Origin of the sequence: Rummeliibacillus stabekisii (assembly GCF_007988965.1) — a bacterium.
Lineage (GTDB): Bacteria > Bacillota > Bacilli > Bacillales_A > Planococcaceae > Rummeliibacillus > Rummeliibacillus stabekisii.
On the sequence record NZ_BJVD01000007.1, the window covers coordinates 39,501 to 60,392 of the forward strand.

Genomic DNA, 20,892 nt, shown 5'->3' on the forward strand with positions numbered 1-20,892 from the left:
ACAGAACGGTAGAAGATTCCTATTGCTAATGATAAGATGAAAAAAATAAATAACAGGAAGTGAGAGCCATGTTAAAAGGACTGCCATTTTATGTAGTATTAATAGCTATCGGTTCATTAAGCATTACGTTCGCTGTCACAAGAGATATCCCTATGAAAATGCAATGGGTATTGCTTATAGGCGGAACGTTAATCAATATTATCAGCCTGATTGCACTTATGATTTTTTTGGCAAAAAGTGACCGCCAGCCCAAATAAGAATAAACCATTTAGAATATTATCCTAAAAATATGATAAAAGTTATTACACTTTTAGAAAATTTAGATTACAATAGAATGAATGGCAAATAAATAGAGTCAAAACCAACCATTGTTAGTTTATGCAATGGAGCAACTTAAATTATAAGAATATTAACTATATTTCAATTTTCTGTAAATTTAATGTTGTATAGTCAATATTCTTGTTTAATCATTCCATTAGTTACTTACAATAATTTTAAGAGGGAATTTTTCATCTATGTTTATGCAACAATTAGCGGAAGTAACTACTGGCAAGGAAACAGAAAGCCTAATAATTCTTTAAAGGAGTGGTCTAGTGGTTACTTCAAATGTATATGACCCACAAGATGAAAATGTAGTACAACAAGAAAATTCACCAGATGCAATGATGGCAGTAAAGCGTAGTGAATTAATCTTTAAATATCGGATGGCTGTCGGTCTTACGCAATCAGAGCTAGCACAGCAAGCAAATGTAACGCAGAAGACAATTAGTCGGATTGAGCGTGGAGATCGCAATGTAAGGCAAACAACATTGAAAAAAGTGTATCAGGTATTAGGTATACCGGATGAGGAGCTAGAGGCACTAAAAGTACAGCTCGATACATAAGGAAACAATGACCATATTTTAGGCAACCTGTACACCGATGTAGCTAAAAGGATTTATTTGGAGAATAATTTGTTTTTTAAATGACAGTTCCTTCTTGCTAGTGGCATAATATGATAGAGTTATTAAAGAAGGCCGCACATATAGAAGGTGATAAAAATGGAAAAAAGAAATATAGGCAAGGAATTGCTGTCATGGGTTTGGCCAATATTGCTTGCAGTCATTATTGCTGTAGTATGCAGACAGTTTTTGTTTTCTCCTGTAACGGTCAAAGGTGAGTCAATGGAGCCTACTTACCATAACAATAATAAAATTATTATTAGTAAGGTCAGTCATATCGACCGTTTTGATATTATTGTTTTTGATTCACCCGTTGAAGATGACCATTACATTAAGCGAGTTATCGGTTTGCCCGGCGATACAATAAAAGTAAAAGATGATCAATTGTATATCAATGGGAAGAAGTACAAAGAGCCATACCTCAAACAAGGCATTAAGGAATACGAAAGTCTAGGCGACAACTTTACGGAAGACTTTACATTAAAAGAAGTGTCAGGTGTAAAGAAAGTACCGAAGAATTCCTATTTCGTACTGGGTGACAACCGCCAAAACAGTAGCGATAGCCGCGACTATGGCTTTATCAAAAAGTCAGCTGTTACGGGAGAAGTGAAATTCCAATTCTATCCGCTGAAGTTCTAGGAGGTAAATGATGAAAACTAGCGTACTTTTTGTGTGTCTGGGGAACATCTGCCGCTCGCCAATGGCCGAAGCAATCTTTCGCCACCTCGTGGAAGAAAAAGGGTTAACAGATGCATTTGACATTGATTCAGCTGGCACAGGTGATTGGCATATAGGTGAAGCGCCGCATGCTGGAACAGCACAAATTCTTGCTCAGTATCAAATACCTGCTAAAGGCATGTTTAGCCGCCAATTAAAGCAAGAAGATTATAGTCGCTTTGATTATATTGTTTGTATGGATGACAGCAATATTCAAAATGCCCTGCCGATGCTAGGTGTAAAAGAAAGTCCTAAGGTATTTCGTCTGCTTGATTTGGTCGAAGAGAAAAAAGATGTTCCAGATCCTTATTTTACAGGCGACTTTGAGGAAACCTATCAACTTTGCTTGGCAGGCTGTAAGGCATTGCTTGAGAAAATTGATGCTGACAAAAACAAATGACAAAATGAGATTCTTATTAAAACTGAACGCAAAAATGCAGAGTCAATTGCATTTTTGCGTTTTTTCTATTTTCGCTAAGTGTCTATAGGGGAATAAAACGGGGTATAAATAGATGGACTTCAATAAGGGCGGGTGATTTTTCTAATGGATTGGAAAGGAAGAAGAGAAAGTAAAAATGTAGAAGACCGTCGGGGGATGAGTGGACCTGCAGTTGTAGGTGGAGGCCTTGGCGGCATTGGTATTATCATCGTGATTATTTATACATTACTTGGAGGCAATCCCCAAGATATATTAAATACTGATACGCAAGCTCCGCAAAGCCAGAGTACCGGATATAAATCCACTGCAGAAGAGGATGAACTAGCGGACTTTGTTAAAGTCGTTCTCGCTGATACTGAAGATGTTTGGACAGATGTATTTGCAAAAGAAGGAAAAACCTATAAGGATCCAACGCTTGTTCTCTTCACAAACAGTGTCCAAACAAAATGCGGTAATATGAGCACAGCGGTCGGGCCATTCTACTGTCCAGGTGACCAAAAGCTTTATATAGATTTATCGTTTTATCAGGAATTGAAAAACCAATTTAAAGCACCAGGAGATTTTGCTATGGCCTATGTTGTGGCGCATGAGGTAGGCCACCATGTGCAGTATCTGCTTGGCACCTCCTCCAAGGTTAGTGCACTTGAACAGAGAGCATCAAAGGCAGAGGCGAATCGGCTATCCGTCAAGCTAGAGCTTCAAGCAGATTATTATGCTGGGGTATGGGCGCACTATGTACAGGGTGAAGGATATCTAGATAAAGGCGACTTTAAAGAAGCTCTTACAGCTGCCAACGCAATTGGCGATGATACACTTGAGAAGAAAGCGCAGGGCTATGCAGTGCCAGAAACCTTCACGCATGGTACATCAGCTCAACGAATGAAATGGCTAGAACGAGGTTATAAATACGGCACCATTGAAGATGGCGACACTTTCAATGCGAAAGATCTGTAGCAGCTGTAGATAGATAGGCTAGCTTTTTCATTTTTCAATTATAGTGTATAATACAACAGTAATTTAATGGCTTATTGAATATGAAAAAGCAATTAGCATATCTATCGATTAAAAGAAAGAGAGTGAATCCGATGGGACGTAAATGGAATAACATTAAAGAGAAAAAAGCAGCAAAAGACCAAAGCACATCTCGCATCTATGCAAAATTTGGACGTGAGATCTATGTTGCTGCAAAACAAGGCGAACCAGATCCAGAATCAAACGGCGCTCTAAAAGTTGTGTTAGAAAGAGCGAAAACATACAGCGTACCAAAACATATCATTGACCGTGCAATTGAAAAAGCAAAAGGCGGCGGTGAAGAAAACTATGATGAGTTACGCTATGAGGGATTTGGACCAAGCGGTTCCATGATCATCGTAGATGCACTTACAAATAACGTAAACCGTACAGCGGCAGAAGTGCGCGCTACTTTCGGGAAAAACGGAGGAAATATGGGTGTCAGCGGTTCTGTAGCTTATATGTTCGACACAACAGCCGTATTTGCCTTAGAAAACAAATCAGCTGATGATGTACTCGAGCTATTAATTGAGTCAGACGTTGACGCACGTGATGTATTCGAAGAAGGGGATACAACTATTATTTATGCAGAGCCTGATCAATTCAATGCAGTCCAAGAAGCATTAAAAGCACAAGGGATTTCTGAATTCAATGTAGCGGAGTTAACAATGCTTCCACAAACAGAGGTTGAGCTACAAGGCGAAGATTTACAAAAATTTGAACGCCTGATTGAACTATTGGAAGACCTAGAAGACGTACAGCAAGTGTATCATAACGTAGACTTGTAAAATAAATGGTAGAAGGCCTGGTATAATTAATTGCCAGGCCTTTGCTATAGGTTGCTAGATATATACGAGATTTATAGATTCTATTAAAATACATAACAACATATAAAGTATAAAGGAATGGTATGAGGTGAAAAGGAAGAAGATGTGGATTATAGTAGTCATAGTTTTGGTAATCGCTGGCTTTTGGGTGTTGACGTCAAAGTGGTTAGCTGAAGGGGAAAAGCCAAGAGCAACAGGTGCTAACAAATATCTAGTGGTCCTGGGGGCAAAGGTGAAAAAGGGAGCGGTTCCATCTAAGTCATTGGCATATCGTTTAGATGCAGCACTCGAATACGCTAAAAAGTATCCTAAAGTTCTGATCATTGTAACGGGTGGACAGGGTCCTGACGAAGATGCGACAGAAGCTTCTGTGATGAAAAACTATTTAGTAGACAGAGGGGTAGATGAAAAAAGAATTAAGCTGGAAGACAAATCTACTACGACATATGAAAACCTCGTAAATGCTAAAAAAATAATTGGGAATGAGAGTAAGAAAATCACAATCGTTTCGAATGACTACCATCTGGCACGTGCGAAAATGCTGGCAGAGAATGTGGGATTAGATTGTGATGTTATTCCTGCAAAAACACCGAAAAGTGTCGAAGCAAAATCAAGATTGAGAGAACGTTTAGCACTTTTAAAAACGGTCGTTCTTGGGAAATAAAAATAGCCACCCGCATAATGTGAGGTGGCTATTTTTAATATTCCCAGTTCTTTCTGAAAGAAAGAGCTGATAGGATGGAAAAGCTATGTTGGCTATTCTATCTATTTGGTCATGTATTCACTAATTTGGTCGCGGTATTTGGAAATAGAAGAAGCGGACACATTGAAGTAGCCTGCTACATCTTTCACTTTAACCAAACCGCCTTCTGGAATTTCACCATTTGCTTGTCCAGCTAAGACAGCGCCTGCAGCAACTGTTTCAGCTTTTTTCGCTTTGATTGCTGTCTCTTCAAGGAAGCTTGTTAGCAATTCAATAAATGCAGGTGCCACTAGTTTATGTTCTGTTAAATAGCGGTCTGTTAGTGTTAGTACCTCAGTTGTAAAAGGTGATAAACTCACAGTGCTATCAACTGTGGAAGCTACTTCATCATCTGCGCTTTTTATTTCCTGAGCTGCTTCCTCTACAGGTATATTTGCCTCTTCTACAAATGATTGATAAAGATCAAGTGAATCTTTATAGCCATTTTGAAGTTTTGAGCATAGAATCTCTGTGACATTTTCTTTATCTTCTGGAATAAATACAACACTGCTCGTAGCAGTAAGGCCATTTTCGCCTTGGCGTGCATCAGGCATAAATATACCGAATAACCAATTGCCGGAGAATGTTTTCGATGGAGTGCCGCTCATTACGTAACTTTTGTTTGTCACCATATCTGTAATAGAGATAGTTTCTGGTGTTTGGGCATCCACTTTAGCCAGCATATAAATAGGTTTTAGCCATGAAGTCAAAATATCGCTCACTTGCTTGCGAGTTTGCAATGTTAGCTGTTGATTGATATAGCTTTGCCATAGTTCAAGATGGTCGATGTAAATGTAAGTTTCCATCGCAATTTTATCTATTAATTTAATTGAAAAAGTTTGTTGTAAAGAATCTCGCCAAACTTGATTTCTTTTTTCTAATTGACGGTAATCTGCAGGATGGAAAGATTCCTTCACAAAGCCCTCCACAATACGATCAATCTCTTCGCTTACAAGTGTAGTAATATCGCCTTGAGCGTTTTTACCATGACACTTTTTGTATTTCTTTCCGCTGCCGCATGGGCAAGGATCATTACGACCTATCAATGTATTGCACCTCACTTTAAAAATTGCACATAAAAATAGGTTAGCACAATTTGAAGAAAAAAATAAGTATTATAATTTTTCCAGCGTCAAAAACTAAACAAACTATCAAAAAAGAATGATTTTCATAAGAATAGTTGAAATTTTTCTGAATATAATAAATAATGTAATCAATACTTCGCTTTACGAAGAGTACAAGTACATAATAGAAATGGGGAATAGTAGATGCTTACATTTAATGAATATCAATATACACGCCCAGACTTGGAAGACATGAAGAAACAATTTAATAGTCTTCTACAAGAATTCAATGAGTCAAAAACCGTAGAAGTGCAAAGTGATGTGATTGAACAAATCAATCGTTTGCGTAATGATTTCTCAACGAAATATAACTTGGTTTATATTCGTGCTTCTATCGACACAAACGATGAATTCTATCAAAAAGAGCGAGACTATTTAGATGAAATTACACCCGAAGTGGAAGAATTAACAACGAATTACTATAAAGCCCTTATTGCTTCCCCTTTCCGCAAAGATCTAGAAGAAAAGTGGGGCTCTCAATTATTTTCGCTAGCAGATAACCAAATCAAGGGATTCTCACCGGAAATTATGGATCTTATGCAAAAAGAGAACAAGCTAACATCTGAGTACTCCAAATTGGTGGCGTCTGCACAAATTTCTTATGATGGCAAAGAATTGACGCTTGCACAGCTTGGTCCTTATACAGAGTCTACAGACCGTGCGACACGGAAAGAGGCGAATGAAGCTCGCTTTGGATTCTTCCAATCGCATGAAGAAGATTTCGATCGTATTTATGATGAATTAGTCAAAGTGCGCCATGAGATGGCAGTCAAACTTGGCTATAAAAACTATGTAGAGCTTGGTTATGTCCTGATGAACCGAATTGATTACAACGCAGACATGGTTAAGAAGTACAGAGATCAAATTCGCGATGTAGTGGTTCCTTATGCAACAGAGCTTAGAAAACGCCAAGCAAAACGAATTGGTCTAGAAGATTTAAAGTTCCATGATGAGGGGCTGAATTTCTTAAGTGGCAATGCAACGCCAAAAGGAACGCCAGAGTGGATTGTAGACAACGGCAAAAAGATGTATGACGAGCTTTCTCATGAAACATCTGAGTTCTTCCACTACATGGTTGACCATGAGTTGATGGATTTAGTAGCGAAAAAGGGGAAAGAAAGCGGTGGTTACTGCACATTCATCGAAGACTATGACTCGCCGTTTATTTTTTCAAACTTCAACGGCACATCAGGGGATATCGATGTATTGACGCATGAAGCGGGTCACGCTTTCCAAGTATACTCAAGCCGAAAGATTGGAATACCAGAATACCTTTGGCCGACATTTGAATCAGCCGAGATTCATTCTATGAGTATGGAATTTTTCACATGGCCATGGATGGAATTGTTCTTTAAAGAAGACACAGAGAAGTATAAATTTGCGCATTTAAGCGAGTCACTTCTATTCTTGCCTTACGGTGTAGCCGTCGATGAATTCCAGCATGTCGTTTATGAAAATCCGGAAATGACACCGGAGGAACGAAAAGCTGCGTGGAAGAAAATCGAAGGTATCTATTTGCCACATCGTGATTATGATGGCATCGACTATTTAGAAAAGGGTGGCTTCTGGCAACGCCAAGCACATATTTATAACAGCCCGTTCTATTATATCGATTACACACTTGCTCAAGTGTGTGCATTCCAATTCTGGAAGAGATCTCGTGAAAACCATGAGGAAGCATGGAAGGATTATATCCACCTTTGCAAGCTAGGCGGAAAAATGTCCTTCACAAAATTGGTGGAAGAAGCAAATCTTGTTTCTCCATTCGAAGATGGCTGTGTAGATTCTGTTATGGTTGCGATTCGCGACTATCTTGATAGTGTAGCAGATGACCAATTATAGAATTATATAAACTGAAAATCCCGTTGCTCTCTAAGAGTACGGGATTTTTTATTGAGCGTAAGGTGGCTATTTTCAGTTTATAGTTGAATAGCGTATACTGATATAAGAATATATAGTGAAACGTCAATTATTGTAGTTTTTACAGACTGTTATTAATGCCGAAGAGGAAGTGAACCATTTGACAAAGAAACTATGGTTTCAAGCGGGTGTCGGGATTCTATTAGCTCTATTGATTATTAAATATTTTCTAGAGATTAAATCCCTTTTCTATCCGATTGCAGTCATACTAAGTGCTATTTTTATTCCGTTGCTAGCTGGGGGCGTTCTATACTATGTCACAGAACCCATTCAGCGCTTTTTAGAAAAAAGAAAGTTTCCAAGATGGGCAAGCATCTTATCTATACTGGTCATTATAGGGGCTCTTATTTATGCGTTTATCGCCGTTATTGTGCCGCCAATCAATAACCAAATTAATCATTTGATTAAGGCAGCGCCCAATCTCGCAAATGAGCTTTCAGATATGATTGATTATATCTTAAAGAATCGTGAAAAATTCCCTGATCAGTTGAATGATGCGATTGAACGAATCACCAATTCGATACAGCAATACGCTGTATTTACAAGTAAGTTTTTGGTGCAACTTATTTCTAGCCTCGTATCCGGTGCCTTCATTTTAATTCTGGTACCATTTTTCTTCATCTACATGTTGAAGGATCATGAGAAGTTTGCCCCTGCGATCTATAACTTATTCTCAGGCTCACGTCGCCAATGGGTGAAAAAAACGTTAACAGATATTGATGATGTATTACGTAATTATATCCAAGGTCAAATATTAATCAGTTTTATATTAGCGACCCTTATTTTTATCGGCTATAAAATTATAGGCCTTGAATATGCGCTCCTGCTCGCTATGTTTGCATTTTTCATGAATATGGTGCCTTTTATCGGCCCATGGGTTGCGCTTGTGCCTGCCATCATTGTAGGCTTCCTAGACGACCCTATGAAAGCTGTATGGGTGTGTGTGGTAACACTTGTTGCTCAACAAATTGACAGCAACTTTATCACGCCCAACATTATGGGCAAGACGCTTGATATTCATCCGCTTACCGTTATTACGATTATCTTAGCTGCAGGCAATATTGCCGGGTTTATCGGAATTTTACTCGGAGTGCCACTCTATGCTGTCGCTAAAGTCATCGTCAAAAATGTCTATGAACATCGGAAAGATATTAAATCTGCTGCTACTAAAAATATATAGAGGGATATTAAAAAGGAGATCATATGCTAACATTTGAAGAAAAACAACAAATCATTGAGAGTTTTAAAGAATTAACCCGTAAAGAGATATCGATGGGCCGTTTAAACTACCACTTTGAGGGTAGCCAATACGAGAAGAAGATTGTAGTAGAGAAGCTTCACCCAAACGGTAATGGCTTTGTTTATGTTGGCGACTTGCTGCGTTATCCAACAGCCCAAAAAGGTCTTGTGAATATTAGAGATTTCACAGAGCAAGAACTGCGAGAAGTGGTCGAGGATTCAATCATGTATCTTTCAGAGGTTGACGAACCTGTAGAGGAAGAAAAATTTGAACAAACCTGGCTTAATCGAGACAAAGCAGAGCTTTTGCTAGTAAATGATGATCCTTATTGGAATATTTATCATGGAGAAAATTTAGAAGAAAGCTTTGGTACACGCGATGATGCTGAAGACTATTTATATGCAGAAGGATTTAAGCCGTCTGCGCAATAATAATGAATAGAAAAGGAGAAGACTATGTCTGGTAAAAAGATGACATTCATAATCATTGGAATTGTCCTTGTATGCTTAATCTTAATCTACCTGTCTATTGCGACCTTCTTTAAAAATAATCCCCACCAACCTAATCAGACTGGCCATGCAACAGAGCTACATGTGGATAATAGTATTAGAGGATAAATAAGAAAAGCCGCTCCTAGGAGCGGCTTTTTTGTATAGCAAAATACTATTACATAAATAAGTTAAAAATATAAAAAATCAAAGCACCAAGCAATCCGGAGATTGGGAGTGTAATAATCCATGTCATGACTATTTTACGTGCCACGCCCCATTTAACGCCTTTTACATTTTGTGCAGAACCTACACCCATGATAGAAGAAGAAATAACATGTGTTGTAGAGACAGGCAAATGGAAATGGGTAGCTCCAAAAATAATGATTGCTGAAGATAAATCAGCAGCCACCCCATTTACAGGGCGAATTTTCATGATTTTGCCACCGACTGTTTTGATAATTTTGTATCCACCGATAGATGTACCCAAGCCCATAGCGGTTGCAGCGCTAATTCTTACCCACATCGGCACATCTCCGCCTTGGTTCACGAAACCGCCGGCAATTAAAGCCATAGTAATGATACCCATCGATTTTTGGGCATCATTCGTTCCGTGTGAAAAAGATTGTAGAGCAGCTGTGAAAATTTGCACTTTTCGGAACGAATTGTTCATACGGCTTAAGTTGCGATCTTTAAATACGAATTTAAACAGCGACATCATAAGGAAACCACCAATGATCGCGATAAAAGGAGAGAAGATTAGCGCCTTAAAAATTTTCCCAAATCCTTCATAGTTGATCACGCCGAATCCAGAAGATGCAATCGCTGCACCTGCAAGCGAACCGATTAAGGCATGCGAGGAGCTGGACGGGATACCGAAGTACCAAGTCAGTAAGTTCCAAATGATTGCAGATAGCAATGCAGCTAAGATAATGACAACACCATGTTTTAAAGCGAATGGATCTACAATGTCTTTTGCGATTGCTTGGGCTACCCCTGTAAAGGTTACCGCGCCGATAAAGTTTGCTGTAGCTGCCATAATAACGGCTGTACGAGGTGTTAACGCACGTGTAGAAACGGCAGTGGCAATCGCATTGGCTGTATCATGGAAACCATTAATAAAGTCGAATAATAGAGCAAAGATTACGACCAGTACAGTTAAAATCAGTATTGTATTCATGTATTACTACATCTCCTATGCGTTGCGCATGATAATCGTATCCATTGCATTGGCTACGTTTTGGCAATAGTCAGCCACTTCTTCAAGCTGTTCGTAGATATCTTTAAATTGAATAATGCGGATAGGATCTTTTTCATGTAGGAATAGTTGCTTAATGGAAGTACGCAATACTTCATCGCACTTACGCTCATAATCTTTAATTAAAATGGCATGATCGCGCATATTAATTAGTTTTTTATTTGCTAAATGCTGCATAGCAGCAGCAATTTCGTCGGTGCTTAACACAATGTATTTCAAGAAATCTCTCATATAATCATCGACTTCTGTAAGTGAAAACATTTCAAAGTGGGCAATGCAGCCTTCCACTCCATCTAGAATGTCATCCATGCGTACAGCTAATTCCAAAATATCTTCACGCTCGATTGGGGTCATGAAAGACTTGTTCAACATTTGAATAAGGTCATGGATCAGCGAATCGCCATCTGTTTCATATTTCTTCAGCGTAACGCTGAGTTCTTTTAAACCCGCAATGCTTGTAATTTTAAAGTCATCTGCATAATGAGATGCTTCCTTTAAATTCTCAGCAATTTTCAATAATGTTGCAAAGAAGGGATCTTCTTTTTTTGTGCTAAACATACAAAGCCTCCTAATTATAAAAACCGGTAGATGTTTTAAATAAAAACACAACTATAATAATAACAAATTGCGATATAAATCCCTACAAATTTCGTCATGGTCCGATTAAAATTTACATTCCCGTAATATTTAGATTGCACACATTTAAAATTAAATAATCAGAAAAAATGAAACTTTTGACCTTCTGAACCGTAGATATAGATAGTAACGAAGAAAGCGAGCGAAGAAGGGGGTGAATTCAATGGATTTTCACACTTGGTCGATTGAACAGTGGTATTTAAGCTTATTGATTATTTTAGCGATTTGTATGGTCTTTTATTTGTTTTTTGGCGATATGGTTGAGGGCGTAGGAGAAGGTATTCCTTTTTTTAATCCGGCAGTCATACTTGCATTTTTAACCTTTTATACTGCAATGGGGTGGGTCCTTGAAACTTTCACTGCACTAAATAGTATAAGCATTGCCATCATTTCAGTAATTGCCGCTATTATTTTAGATATTCTTTTATATTATTTTGTGCTTATTCCTTTAAAATCAGCCGAAGTTTCCATGGCCTATACAGAAGAATCTCTTGGAGGGCAAGTAGGAAAAGTTATCGTACCAGTGCCGGTTGATGGATATGGGGAAGTTGTAATCGAGACGGTGAATGGCATTATATCAAAAAGAGCGGCAAGCTATGATCTTGTGGAAATACCCTATGACGCAAAAGTATTAGTTATAGAAGTAAAAGAAAGTACTGTATTTGTAAGGGAGTATAGCCCGATTTTCTAAAGCTGCTTTTCAAGTGAAGAAGTAATATTTTTTGATAACTACTTGGATCAACATGTAAAAATAGGAGGAAAAAATTATGCCTTTAGCATTGATAGTTGGCGGAATTATAGTTGTTTTAGTATTGGCGATTATTGGCGTCTATGTAAAGAAATATCGTACGGCAGGACCAGATGAAGCATTGATTGTGACAGGGAGCTATCTTGGCTCTAAAAATGTCCATAAGGATGAAGCAGGCAACCGCATTAAGATTATTCGCGGTGGAGGTACATTTGTATTACCTGTATTCCAACAAGCAGAACCGCTTAGCTTATTATCAAGCAAACTGGAAGTTACTACGCCAGAAGTCTACACAGAGCAAGGTGTGCCTGTCATGGCCGATGGTATTGCTATCATCAAAATTGGTGGCTCTATTACGGAAATTGCCACAGCTGCCGAACAATTTTTAGGGAAGCCAAAAGAAGAACGCGAAATGGAAGCAAGAGAAGTATTGGAAGGTCATCTACGTTCCATCTTAGGCTCTATGACAGTGGAAGAAATTTATAAAAACCGTGACAAATTCTCGCAAGAAGTACAGCGTGTTGCTTCACAAGATTTAGCTAAAATGGGCCTAACGATTGTATCCTTCACTATAAAAGATGTACGTGACAAAAATGGCTATTTGGAATCACTTGGTAAACCACGTATCGCCCAAGTTAGACGCGATGCGGATATCGCGACAGCGGATGCTGAAAAAGAAACTCGCATCAAACGAGCGGAATCAGATAAAGAAGCACAAAAGGCAGAGCTAGAACGTGCAACTGAAATCGCGGAAGCAGAGAAAGAGAACCAATTGAAAGTGGCTGAATATCGTCGTGAGCAAGATATCGCAAAAGCGCGCGCCGACCAAGCCTACGAACTTGAAACAGCAAGAGCGAAGCAAGAAGTAACGGAACAAGAAATGCAAATCAAGATTATCGAGCGTCAAAAGCAAATCGAGCTAGAAGAAAAAGAAATTCTTCGCCGTGAAAAACAATACGATTCAGAAGTCAAGAAAAAAGCTGATGCAGATCGCTATGCTGTTGAACAAAATGCAGCGGCTGACAAAATGAAACAATTAGCCCAAGCTGATGCAGAACAATATCGTATTGAAGCTAAAGCGAAAGCAGAAGCTGAAAAAATTCGTTTAGACGGTTTGGCTAAAGCTGATTCTGAAAAAGCCCAAGGGGAAACAGAAGCAGAAATTATCCGCTTGAAAGGTCTTGCGGAAGCAGAAGCTAAACGTAAAATCGCAGAAGCCTTTGAGCAATACGGCCAAGCTGCAGTATTAGATATGATGATTAGCATGCTGCCTGAATATGCAAAACAAGTGGCGGGCCCACTATCTAATATCGATTCAATTACGGTTGTGGACACTGGCGGCGGAGCTGGTGGCGGCGCAAATAAGGTGACAGGCTATGCAACAGATTTGATGGCTTCATTACAAGAATCATTGAAAGCCTCTTCGGGTATAGATTTGAAAGAGATGCTAGAAAACTACTCAGGCAAATATAATATTAGACCAAGCATTGAGCGCTTAGTAGAAAGCAAAAATGACGCTCATACAGCAGCAACTGTAGAGAAATAACACAGATAACCTCATCGGAATTTTTTCCGATAGAGGTTATTTTTTTGAAAGCATCTTGACGTCAATTTGTCATACGACTGTTATACCCTGATAAGGTATAATGAAAGAAAAGCGTTTGAAGGAGTAGAACAATTTGAAGAAAAAGTGGTTATCATGTTTATTGGCGGGCACGATGCTTTTAGCTGCTTGTGGCAACAGTGCAGATAAAACAGCGAAAGAAAACCAAGATAGCGAGAAAGCAACTCAGTCAGAAAAGACAGAACACACGGCACACCAAGGGGGCCAGCATGAGTTGCCTAATGGTGATTTACAAGAGGAAACAGCATCAAGTGATATTTTGCCGAGTTTCTTGGACAAACAATCAGAGGATTTAAAATTGGTCTATCAGGCAGCAGGCAAAGCGACAGAAGTACTTAAATGGATGCCATGCTATTGTGGCTGCGCAGAAAGCGCAAATCATGAAAGCAATCTAAACTGCTTTATTAAAGAAGTTAAAAAAGACGGCTCGATTGTCTGGGATGATCATGGTACACGCTGCATTGTTTGTGTAGAAATTGCAATTAAATCCATTAAACAAGCACAGGAAGGCGTTCCTTTAAAAGATATCCGTAAAAAGATCGACGAAGACTATAAAGAAGGTTATTCGAAACCAACAAAAACACCAATGCCACCAGCTTAAAGATTAGATAGGTTCTTTCTAGCTTTCTCAGCAATTTGCTCATTCTAAACAGATTAGCAGACAAATAATGGGGAAAACGCTATCATATGAAGTGAGTATTCAACAATCTTAAGAAATGGAGTTGGAGAATTTGGACTATCGTATTGAACATGATTCCATGGGAGAAATTAAAGTACCTGCAACACATAAATGGGGAGCCCAAACACAGCGAAGCAAGCAAAACTTTAGAATTGGTTCTGAACATATGCCAATCGAATTTATCCATGGCTATGCATTACTTAAGAAATCAGTAGCGAAAGTTTGCGTTGATCTAGGAACCTTGTCACAAACAAAAGCAGATGCCATAGCACATGCGGCAGATGAAATCATTGCAGGCAAATGGGATCAAGAGTTTCCTTTAGTCATCTGGCAAACCGGAAGCGGCACACAAACAAATATGAATGTCAATGAAGTCATCGCACACCTTGGCAATGAGTATCTAGAAGCACAAGGCAGTGATGAGCGTTTGCACCCAAATGATGATGTCAATAAATCACAAAGCTCCAATGACTCATTCCCAACTGCTATGCACATTGCTTCAGCGATTGCGGTAGAGAAGAACTTACTTCCTGCGTTGGAACAAATAAAAGCAACATTGAAAACAAAATCTGAAGAATTCATGCAGTTAATCAAAATTGGTCGTACACACTTGCAAGATGCAACGCCTCTTACATTAGGCCAAGAAATCAGCGGTTGGCTTTACATGATTGAAAAATCAGAGGAAATGATTAAAGAAAGCGCTAAGCACATGCTAGAGCTAGCAATTGGTGGCACTGCTGTCGGAACAGGTTTAAATGCACCAGAAGGCTTCGATGAAAAAGTAGTAGCTGTTCTTGCGAAAGAGACAGGTTTGCAATTTGTACCATCGCCAAACAAATTCCATGCACTGACTTCTCATGACCAAATGGCTACAACGCATGGTGCAATGAAAGCTTTAGCTGCAGATTTGATGAAGATTGCCAATGATGTTCGCTGGTTAGCTTCTGGCCCTCGTTCAGGTTTTGGAGAAATTTCAATTCCAGAAAACGAGCCAGGTTCATCTATTATGCCAGGTAAAGTTAACCCTACACAATGTGAAGCAGTGACAATGGTGGCTGTCCAAGTGATGGGTAATGACGTTACATTAGGCATGGCAGCTTCTCAAGGTAACTTTGAATTGAATGTATTTAAACCAGTCATTCTGTATAACTTCATGCAATCAGTTGAATTGTTATCTGATGTCATCAGAAGCTTTGATGAACACTGCCTGCAAGGCATTACAGCAAATGAAGATAAATTAGAACACTTCTTAAACAATTCTTTAATGTTGGTGACAGCATTAAATCCACACATCGGCTACGAAAATGCAGCGAAAATTGCAAAACATGCCCATAAAAATGGATTAACGCTGAAAGAAGCCGCATTAGATACAGGACTTGTGACAGAAGAACAATTTAATGAATGGGTTGTACCAAGCAAAATGATTAAGTTTTAAAAAGTAAAGGCTGTGGATAAGCTTGCAAAGATGCAAGTTTTCCACAGCTTTATTTATTTCTCTTCAAATAGTCTAAAAATGTATCCGTTGTTTTGGTTAAAAAGGGAGTATTCAGATGGATTGCATGAAAGTCTCGCTGATAATGAAAGTCTTCTCGGCGGATGATTTGCAATTTATTTAGGTGAATTTCATCTTGAATGGTCCATTCAGAAAGCAATGCAAGTCCGAGACCATTCGCAACCGCTTCTTTAATCAGCTGAGTACTGCCAAATACCATCGTATGTGTTGGATTCAATCTATGCTCTTTTTTAAAATTGTCAAAAGCCTCTCGGGTACCCGATCCCTCTTCTCTTATAATCCATGTATGTGCGTCTAAGTTATGCACAGGTTGTCCAGACTTTGCTACTACAACTAAATGATCTGTAGCAATTTTGTGCGATTCTATCCACTTATTGTTGACAGTGCCTTCAATTATCCCCAAATCCAATGTTTGATCCACAATCTTTTCTGCAATCTCTGCTGTATTGGCAATACAAATGCTCGGGACAACTTGTGGATAAACATCAAGAAAGGCTGCTAGTCTTTTTGGAAGCAAATATTCCCCATAAGAGTAGCTCGCACCTAGCAATAAATCACCGCCCACATGGCTTGTTAAATCATCTAATTTTCGCTTCATGCTTTGGGACAGTTTATCTATTTCTTTTCCGTAATAGGCTACGATTTCTCCGGCCTTCGTTAATTGAATTTGCTTATGGGAGCGATCAAATAACTGGACTCCAAGCTCTTCTTCTAAATTCTTTACATACTGGCTGACAGCAGGCTGCGTCATGAATAATTCCTCCGCCGTACGGGAAAAATTCATATTCTTCACAACGAGGAGGAAAATGCTTAACTTATCATTCATATAACCATCCTTCTATAAGTAATTACTTATGATAAAGATTAAAATGATTAATTATCTTTTTAGGTGAGTACATCTTATCATATAAATAGAAATTATGAATTGGAGATGAGCGTATGAAACACAATAGTGGATTCTATAAAGGAATCTTAATGGTACTCATCATTGCAATAGCATCCTACTTCCTAAGCAAGGTTCCGATGCTCAATTATCTGGGACCTTTAGCTATAGCCATCCTGATAGCAGTGATTATACGTAATACACTGCCTTATCCACAAAAGTGGAAAACTGGCATCGATTTTGCCGCGAAGAAGATTTTGCGGTTTGCTATCATTTTGTATGGAATCCGCCTCAATATCGCTGTCGTTGCCCATGAAGGGCTGCCGTTGATTGCTCGTGCGGCCGGCGTTATTGTAGGAGCCATTTTGCTAACCATCATTATAGGAAAGCTTTTAAAGGTAGAAGATAATTTAATGATGTTACTGGCATTTGGTACAGGAATTTGTGGTGCCGCAGCCATTGCAGCCGTTTCACCAATCCTAAAGGCTAAAGAAGAGGATACAGCAATGGCTGTAGGTATGATTGCATTGATGGGCACCATTTTCTCGTTACTATATCCGGCAGTAGGGTCACTTTTACACTTAGCACCAGCCGTATATGGCTATTGGTCCGGCTTCAGTTTGCATGAAATTGCACATGCTGCACTAGCAGGCGCAGCCTATGGCGACGAATCCCTGACACCTGCATTGCTTTCAAAATTGAGCCGAGTTCTCTTATTGTTCCCTGTAACACTTGTGCTTGTAGGTTTCTTGAAGTTTAAAAAAGGGGGAACAGGGCAGAAAGCTTCCTTCCCTTATTTCTTACTAGGATTTTTAGCGGTCTCTGCGCTTGGCACCTGGGGAACACAGCAAGGATTCCTGAGTGCATCTGTAGAAGATGCCATCGCACAAACAGGCACATTTTTCTTAGCGGTTGCTATGGCTGCCCTTGGCATGTCTGTTGACTTAAAGGAATTGAAATCAAGAGCATTGAAGCCACTGTTAATGATGACGATTGTTTCCATTATTCTTAGCGGAGCTGTCTTGTTTATTGTTTAAGCTGCGAGATAGAATAGAATGAAATAAAAAGACTGTAGATTAGCTTTTTCAAGCTGTCTACAGTCTTTTTGCTAAGCAGTTGTTGCATTGCGTTTTTTAAATAGAATCGTAAAGATAATCAGCGCAAGAAGAATGGCCTGGCCGCTAATGGTTTCAATTGTTGGGTAAAAGCCAATCGTAGCCCATACTGGCATATGGCTCATAACATTCGAAGGTACAACATCAGTCAATTGCAACGTATGAATACTTACACCGATTATTTTAAATGCCAGCAAATAGATGAATATAGTCGCTACGGCAAAGAATTTATGAACAGGAATTTTATTTGTCGCACGCAATAAGATGAATGCTACAACAGCTAAAATGACGGCTGCAATCCCGATACCTAGTGAAAATTGGGAAGTAGACATTTTTGGTGCTATTCCCGCATAAAAAATCAGTGTTTCGGCCCCTTCGCGGAAGACGGCAAGGAAACTAATGAATGCCATTGCCCACACACTTTGTTTGGACATTGCATGGTTCATCTGTTTAGCAATATACGCATTCCAAGCTTTGACGTTCGATTTGCTATGCATCCAAACACCAACACCAATCATCATAGCAGCGGCAATTAAACCTACATATCCTTCAATCATTTCGCGGCTAGTATTGATTGTAGAGGAGTTGAACAGCGTTGACATTAAAATAGCTGCCACTGCACTACATGCAATCCCGAGTCCTGCTCCAATATAAATCCATTTTTCCATATGACGTTGGTCTGATTTCTTAAGAAATGCAATTAATGCGATCATAATTAAAAGTGCTTCTAAACCTTCACGCAGTAAAATAAGTGCAGAATCCCAGAGTGTATAATTTTGGTCGCCCTGAATTAATTGGATTTGTTGTTTTAGGTCTCCGAGCTTTGTTTGAATACCTTTTGCATCCACCTGATCTTTCATCAAATCACCAGCAATAATGGGCATTTCGCTTTCGATTTTTGTATAAAGGCCAGCATTTTTAGTGCGTATATCGCCTTCTACATTTGGCCAAGTGACGATGAACTGTTTGATAGTGGCGGAAGCCTTTGAATAATCATTGGCAACGATTTGCCCATTGGCTTTATCAATTAAATCAATGAGCGATTGCAGTGAATATGTGTCTCCTTTAGTAGAAGAAGCCACTTTTTTCCCTAGTCCAAAGTCATTCACTGTTTGCTTTAATACGTTAAACTGGTCTTGCATGGTATCAAAGTTGGGATGTTCGTCAGCTAGCGCAATGCGGATGAACGACATTTGTGTTTCAATCTTGCCGTAAGCAGCAATGTCTTGCTCTCTAACAGGTGTTTCTTTCTTCTTCCAATAAGCGTTGAATGTAGTATATGCTGCTGTCATCTTGGGTACATCGCCTTCTTTAATAGCAGCTTGAAGCTGGTCTAGCGCAGGATTCATCGCTGTCAGGAAGGACTGTCTTTCCGCTTTCTCATCAACAGGGTTTTCTGCTTTTTCTAAAGCTGTTAGAGCCTTAGAAAGAGTAGATAGGGCATCAAGACGTATGTCAGTTGAAGAAGCTGCTTGGGCTTCTTTCAATGCTTGGTCAACTGCTTTCGTTTCCTTGGAATCTTGTGAACGTACTTTCTTCCAATCTTGTGCAAAAGCAGAGAGCGCCTTTTCAGCCTTTTTATCATCGCCTTTTTTGCTGTCCATAATCGCATCGCTGATTGAAATATACAGGTTGCTATAGGATGCGGCTGCTGATACGGGTTTCATGGCAATAAAAGCAGCTAAAGTACATAGTATAAGAATTTGACTACAGCGTATTAAATAATGCTTCACCTATATAACTTCCTTTTTTTATACCTGGGAAGCATGCAAATAATGCGCTCCCACGATGGGTAATGTATTCATTCATTTTGTCTAAGCGGCCTAAACTGTTCTGTATCTTGATAAATTGTTTAGGATTTTTTTGAAACGAGATAAAAAGCAATCCGGCATCAAACGTGCCCGTAGCATCCATCACGCCAGATGAATAGGAAAATGATCTGCGTAATAAACGCGCATTTGACTTCTTCGCCAGGAACGTATGTGAAGTTTCAGGTACAATCGGATTGCCGTTTGCATCTTTACGGTCGATATCCATCGCTTCAAATTCGCCCTTCTTGCCAAGAGGTGCACCACTGTCGCGATGCCGCCCAAATGTTGCTTCTTGCTCTCTTAAAGCTGTACGGTCCCAAGTTTCTAAATGCATTTGTATACGGCGTGCTACTAAATAAGTGCCACCTGCCATCCATGGCTTCGAATCACCGGGCTGTACCCATACGACTTCGTTCATATCTTTTTCATTATCAGTTATAGGATTTTCTGTGCCATCTTTAAAAGCAAATAAGTTGCGTGGTGTTTCTTTTTTGCCATTTTTTATGGGGATAGAATTAAATCCGGCTTGTGACCATTTCAATGATACTTTACCGGAGGCCGCACGAATTAAATTACGGACCGCATGAAAAGCTACTTGCGGGTCATCAGCACAAGCTTGAATACAAATATCTCCACCCGTAAATGTTTCCTCTAACTGGTCCTTTGGAAAGTGGGGCAGGTCTTGTAATTCTTTAGGCTTCAGCTGTGCCAGCCCTAACTCTTTTTTCTCAAATAGAGAGGGTCCCACTCCAAATGTGATAGTAAGGTTATTGGCATCTAGCCCCTTTGCTTCACCTGTATCCTTAGGTGGGATAAGCGCATTTTCTGAAGCTGTGCCAATTAAATCGCCATTCATCATTTGGACTGCGAGGGGTGTCCACATTTGGAACAGCTCTTGCAGTTGGGATTTAGAGGTTACTAAAACATTTAATGATGCGAAATAGATACTTGTCTGTACAGCAGTCGAGATGCCTGACTGATGTTTTCCGTAAAAATCAACTTTATTGGCTACAGTAGATTGATCCTCTAAGATATCTTTTCCAAAGGCTTTAAGAACACCACCCATACCTGAAGCACCGATTGCTAATCCTACTGCACCTGCGCCAGTCATTTTCATCATTTGTCTGCGTGTGATTTTTTTATCTAGTAAACGTTCATCATTTGTTTTAGTCATTG

Annotated in this window: 22 protein-coding genes; 16 read left to right on the forward strand and 6 right to left on the reverse strand. The window is 39.3% G+C overall.

Features of this window, described 5'->3' with window-relative positions:
* Positions 1–68: 68 nt before the first annotated feature.
* The 7 genes from RST01_RS16030 (at position 69) to RST01_RS11705 (ending at position 4,599) form a co-directional block, all read left to right on the forward strand.
* On the forward strand, positions 69–257 hold the full coding sequence (locus tag RST01_RS16030) for a hypothetical protein (RefSeq protein WP_066790425.1): 189 nt from the start codon (positions 69–71) through the stop codon (positions 255–257).
* Between the two features lie 336 nt (positions 258–593).
* Positions 594–884, forward strand: a complete 291-nt coding sequence (locus RST01_RS11680) for a helix-turn-helix transcriptional regulator (protein ID WP_244946711.1) — start codon at positions 594–596, stop codon at positions 882–884.
* Between the two features lie 156 nt (positions 885–1,040).
* Complete coding sequence (gene lepB, locus RST01_RS11685; RefSeq protein ID WP_066790420.1) at positions 1,041–1,580, forward strand: signal peptidase I; 540 nt, start codon at positions 1,041–1,043, stop codon at positions 1,578–1,580.
* Between the two features lie 10 nt (positions 1,581–1,590).
* Positions 1,591–2,058, forward strand: a complete 468-nt coding sequence (locus RST01_RS11690; protein WP_147197016.1) for a low molecular weight protein-tyrosine-phosphatase — start codon at positions 1,591–1,593, stop codon at positions 2,056–2,058.
* A gap of 144 nt (positions 2,059–2,202) precedes the next feature.
* Complete coding sequence (gene ypfJ / locus RST01_RS11695) at positions 2,203–3,051, forward strand: KPN_02809 family neutral zinc metallopeptidase (protein WP_066790415.1); 849 nt, start codon at positions 2,203–2,205, stop codon at positions 3,049–3,051.
* 131 nt (positions 3,052–3,182) lie between these two features.
* Positions 3,183–3,896 carry a YebC/PmpR family DNA-binding transcriptional regulator gene (locus tag RST01_RS11700; RefSeq protein ID WP_066790412.1) on the forward strand — a complete coding sequence of 238 codons (714 nt, stop codon included), beginning with the start codon at positions 3,183–3,185 and terminating at the stop codon, positions 3,894–3,896.
* Positions 3,897–4,023: 127 nt separating this feature from the next.
* Positions 4,024–4,599 (forward strand): YdcF family protein, encoded by a 576-nt coding sequence (locus tag RST01_RS11705; RefSeq protein WP_244946712.1) that lies wholly within the window; start codon positions 4,024–4,026, stop codon positions 4,597–4,599.
* Positions 4,600–4,700: 101 nt separating this feature from the next.
* Here the strand turns inward: RST01_RS11705 and RST01_RS11710 are convergent, their stop codons facing one another.
* Positions 4,701–5,723: a YecA family protein gene (locus tag RST01_RS11710; protein ID WP_184117596.1), complete on the reverse strand. Its 1,023-nt coding sequence runs from the start codon at positions 5,721–5,723 to the stop codon at positions 4,701–4,703.
* Positions 5,724–5,945: 222 nt separating this feature from the next.
* Here RST01_RS11710 and RST01_RS11715 point away from each other — a divergent pair, with 222 nt between their 5' ends.
* The 4 genes from RST01_RS11715 to RST01_RS16035 all read left to right on the forward strand — a co-directional run bounded on the left by RST01_RS11715 (position 5,946) and on the right by RST01_RS16035 (position 9,578).
* Positions 5,946–7,643, forward strand: coding sequence for a M3 family oligoendopeptidase (locus RST01_RS11715; RefSeq protein WP_147197022.1), 1,698 nt, complete (start codon positions 5,946–5,948; stop codon positions 7,641–7,643).
* A 178-nt stretch (positions 7,644–7,821) separates the two neighbouring features.
* The gene (locus RST01_RS11720) at positions 7,822–8,901 is read left to right on the forward strand and encodes an AI-2E family transporter (RefSeq protein WP_147197024.1); all 1,080 of its coding nucleotides are present in this window, start codon (positions 7,822–7,824) and stop codon (positions 8,899–8,901) included.
* Between the two features lie 23 nt (positions 8,902–8,924).
* Complete coding sequence (locus RST01_RS11725; RefSeq protein WP_147197026.1) at positions 8,925–9,392, forward strand: RNA 2'-phosphotransferase; 468 nt, start codon at positions 8,925–8,927, stop codon at positions 9,390–9,392.
* Positions 9,393–9,416: 24 nt separating this feature from the next.
* On the forward strand, positions 9,417–9,578 hold the full coding sequence (locus tag RST01_RS16035; RefSeq protein ID WP_184117597.1) for a hypothetical protein: 162 nt from the start codon (positions 9,417–9,419) through the stop codon (positions 9,576–9,578).
* Positions 9,579–9,627: 49 nt separating this feature from the next.
* On the opposite strand, the gene RST01_RS11730 is transcribed toward RST01_RS16035, so the two are convergent.
* Positions 9,628–10,629: an inorganic phosphate transporter gene (locus RST01_RS11730; protein WP_147197028.1), complete on the reverse strand. Its 1,002-nt coding sequence runs from the start codon at positions 10,627–10,629 to the stop codon at positions 9,628–9,630.
* A gap of 15 nt (positions 10,630–10,644) precedes the next feature.
* Entirely contained in the window at positions 10,645–11,265 is a 621-nt protein-coding gene (locus RST01_RS11735) for a DUF47 domain-containing protein (RefSeq protein ID WP_066790398.1), read from the reverse strand.
* A gap of 241 nt (positions 11,266–11,506) precedes the next feature.
* Between RST01_RS11735 and RST01_RS11740 the strand changes: the two genes are divergently transcribed.
* The 4 genes from RST01_RS11740 to fumC all read left to right on the forward strand — a co-directional run bounded on the left by RST01_RS11740 (position 11,507) and on the right by fumC (position 15,829).
* Positions 11,507–12,034 carry an NfeD family membrane protein gene (locus tag RST01_RS11740; protein ID WP_147197030.1) on the forward strand — a complete coding sequence of 176 codons (528 nt, stop codon included), beginning with the start codon at positions 11,507–11,509 and terminating at the stop codon, positions 12,032–12,034.
* Positions 12,035–12,110: 76 nt separating this feature from the next.
* Positions 12,111–13,637, forward strand: coding sequence for a flotillin lipid rafts scaffold protein FloT (floT, locus tag RST01_RS11745; protein ID WP_147197032.1), 1,527 nt, complete (start codon positions 12,111–12,113; stop codon positions 13,635–13,637).
* Positions 13,638–13,770: 133 nt separating this feature from the next.
* Entirely contained in the window at positions 13,771–14,316 is a 546-nt protein-coding gene (locus RST01_RS11750; RefSeq protein ID WP_236717647.1) for a PCYCGC motif-containing (lipo)protein, read from the forward strand.
* A gap of 130 nt (positions 14,317–14,446) precedes the next feature.
* Positions 14,447–15,829 carry a class II fumarate hydratase gene (fumC, locus tag RST01_RS11755; RefSeq protein WP_147197034.1) on the forward strand — a complete coding sequence of 461 codons (1,383 nt, stop codon included), beginning with the start codon at positions 14,447–14,449 and terminating at the stop codon, positions 15,827–15,829.
* 49 nt (positions 15,830–15,878) lie between these two features.
* On the opposite strand, the gene RST01_RS11760 is transcribed toward fumC, so the two are convergent.
* Positions 15,879–16,733 (reverse strand): LysR family transcriptional regulator, encoded by an 855-nt coding sequence (locus RST01_RS11760; RefSeq protein WP_147197036.1) that lies wholly within the window; start codon positions 16,731–16,733, stop codon positions 15,879–15,881.
* Positions 16,734–16,846: 113 nt separating this feature from the next.
* Here RST01_RS11760 and RST01_RS11765 point away from each other — a divergent pair, with 113 nt between their 5' ends.
* Positions 16,847–17,827 carry a YeiH family protein gene (locus RST01_RS11765; RefSeq protein ID WP_147197038.1) on the forward strand — a complete coding sequence of 327 codons (981 nt, stop codon included), beginning with the start codon at positions 16,847–16,849 and terminating at the stop codon, positions 17,825–17,827.
* 71 nt (positions 17,828–17,898) lie between these two features.
* Here the strand turns inward: RST01_RS11765 and RST01_RS11770 are convergent, their stop codons facing one another.
* Positions 17,899–19,638, reverse strand: coding sequence for an FTR1 family iron permease (locus tag RST01_RS11770; protein ID WP_147197040.1), 1,740 nt, complete (start codon positions 19,636–19,638; stop codon positions 17,899–17,901).
* Positions 19,613–20,890 carry an iron uptake transporter deferrochelatase/peroxidase subunit gene (gene efeB, locus RST01_RS11775; protein WP_147197043.1) on the reverse strand — a complete coding sequence of 426 codons (1,278 nt, stop codon included), beginning with the start codon at positions 20,888–20,890 and terminating at the stop codon, positions 19,613–19,615. Before efeB ends, RST01_RS11770 begins: the two co-directional genes overlap by 26 nt.
* Between the last annotated feature and the right edge of the window lie 2 nt (positions 20,891–20,892).

Bases quoted from the DNA above. Each gene is read 5' to 3' on its own strand.
- RST01_RS11740 (WP_147197030.1), top strand. From the start codon at position 11,507: ATGGATTTTCACACTTGGTCGATTGAACAGTGGTATTTAAGCTTATTG.
- ypfJ (WP_066790415.1), top strand. From the start codon at position 2,203: ATGGATTGGAAAGGAAGAAGAGAAAGTAAAAATGTAGAAGACCGTCGG.
- floT (WP_147197032.1), top strand. From the start codon at position 12,111: ATGCCTTTAGCATTGATAGTTGGCGGAATTATAGTTGTTTTAGTATTG.
- RST01_RS11735 (WP_066790398.1), bottom strand. From the start codon at position 11,265: ATGTTTAGCACAAAAAAAGAAGATCCCTTCTTTGCAACATTATTGAAA.
- RST01_RS11715 (WP_147197022.1), top strand. From the start codon at position 5,946: ATGCTTACATTTAATGAATATCAATATACACGCCCAGACTTGGAAGAC.
- RST01_RS11765 (WP_147197038.1), top strand. From the start codon at position 16,847: ATGAAACACAATAGTGGATTCTATAAAGGAATCTTAATGGTACTCATC.
- RST01_RS16030 (WP_066790425.1), top strand. From the start codon at position 69: ATGTTAAAAGGACTGCCATTTTATGTAGTATTAATAGCTATCGGTTCA.
- RST01_RS11700 (WP_066790412.1), top strand. From the start codon at position 3,183: ATGGGACGTAAATGGAATAACATTAAAGAGAAAAAAGCAGCAAAAGAC.
- RST01_RS11760 (WP_147197036.1), bottom strand. From the start codon at position 16,733: ATGAATGATAAGTTAAGCATTTTCCTCCTCGTTGTGAAGAATATGAAT.
- RST01_RS11690 (WP_147197016.1), top strand. From the start codon at position 1,591: ATGAAAACTAGCGTACTTTTTGTGTGTCTGGGGAACATCTGCCGCTCG.
- efeB (WP_147197043.1), bottom strand. From the start codon at position 20,890: ATGACTAAAACAAATGATGAACGTTTACTAGATAAAAAAATCACACGC.
- RST01_RS11725 (WP_147197026.1), top strand. From the start codon at position 8,925: ATGCTAACATTTGAAGAAAAACAACAAATCATTGAGAGTTTTAAAGAA.
- RST01_RS16035 (WP_184117597.1), top strand. From the start codon at position 9,417: ATGTCTGGTAAAAAGATGACATTCATAATCATTGGAATTGTCCTTGTA.
- RST01_RS11730 (WP_147197028.1), bottom strand. From the start codon at position 10,629: ATGAATACAATACTGATTTTAACTGTACTGGTCGTAATCTTTGCTCTA.
- lepB (WP_066790420.1), top strand. From the start codon at position 1,041: ATGGAAAAAAGAAATATAGGCAAGGAATTGCTGTCATGGGTTTGGCCA.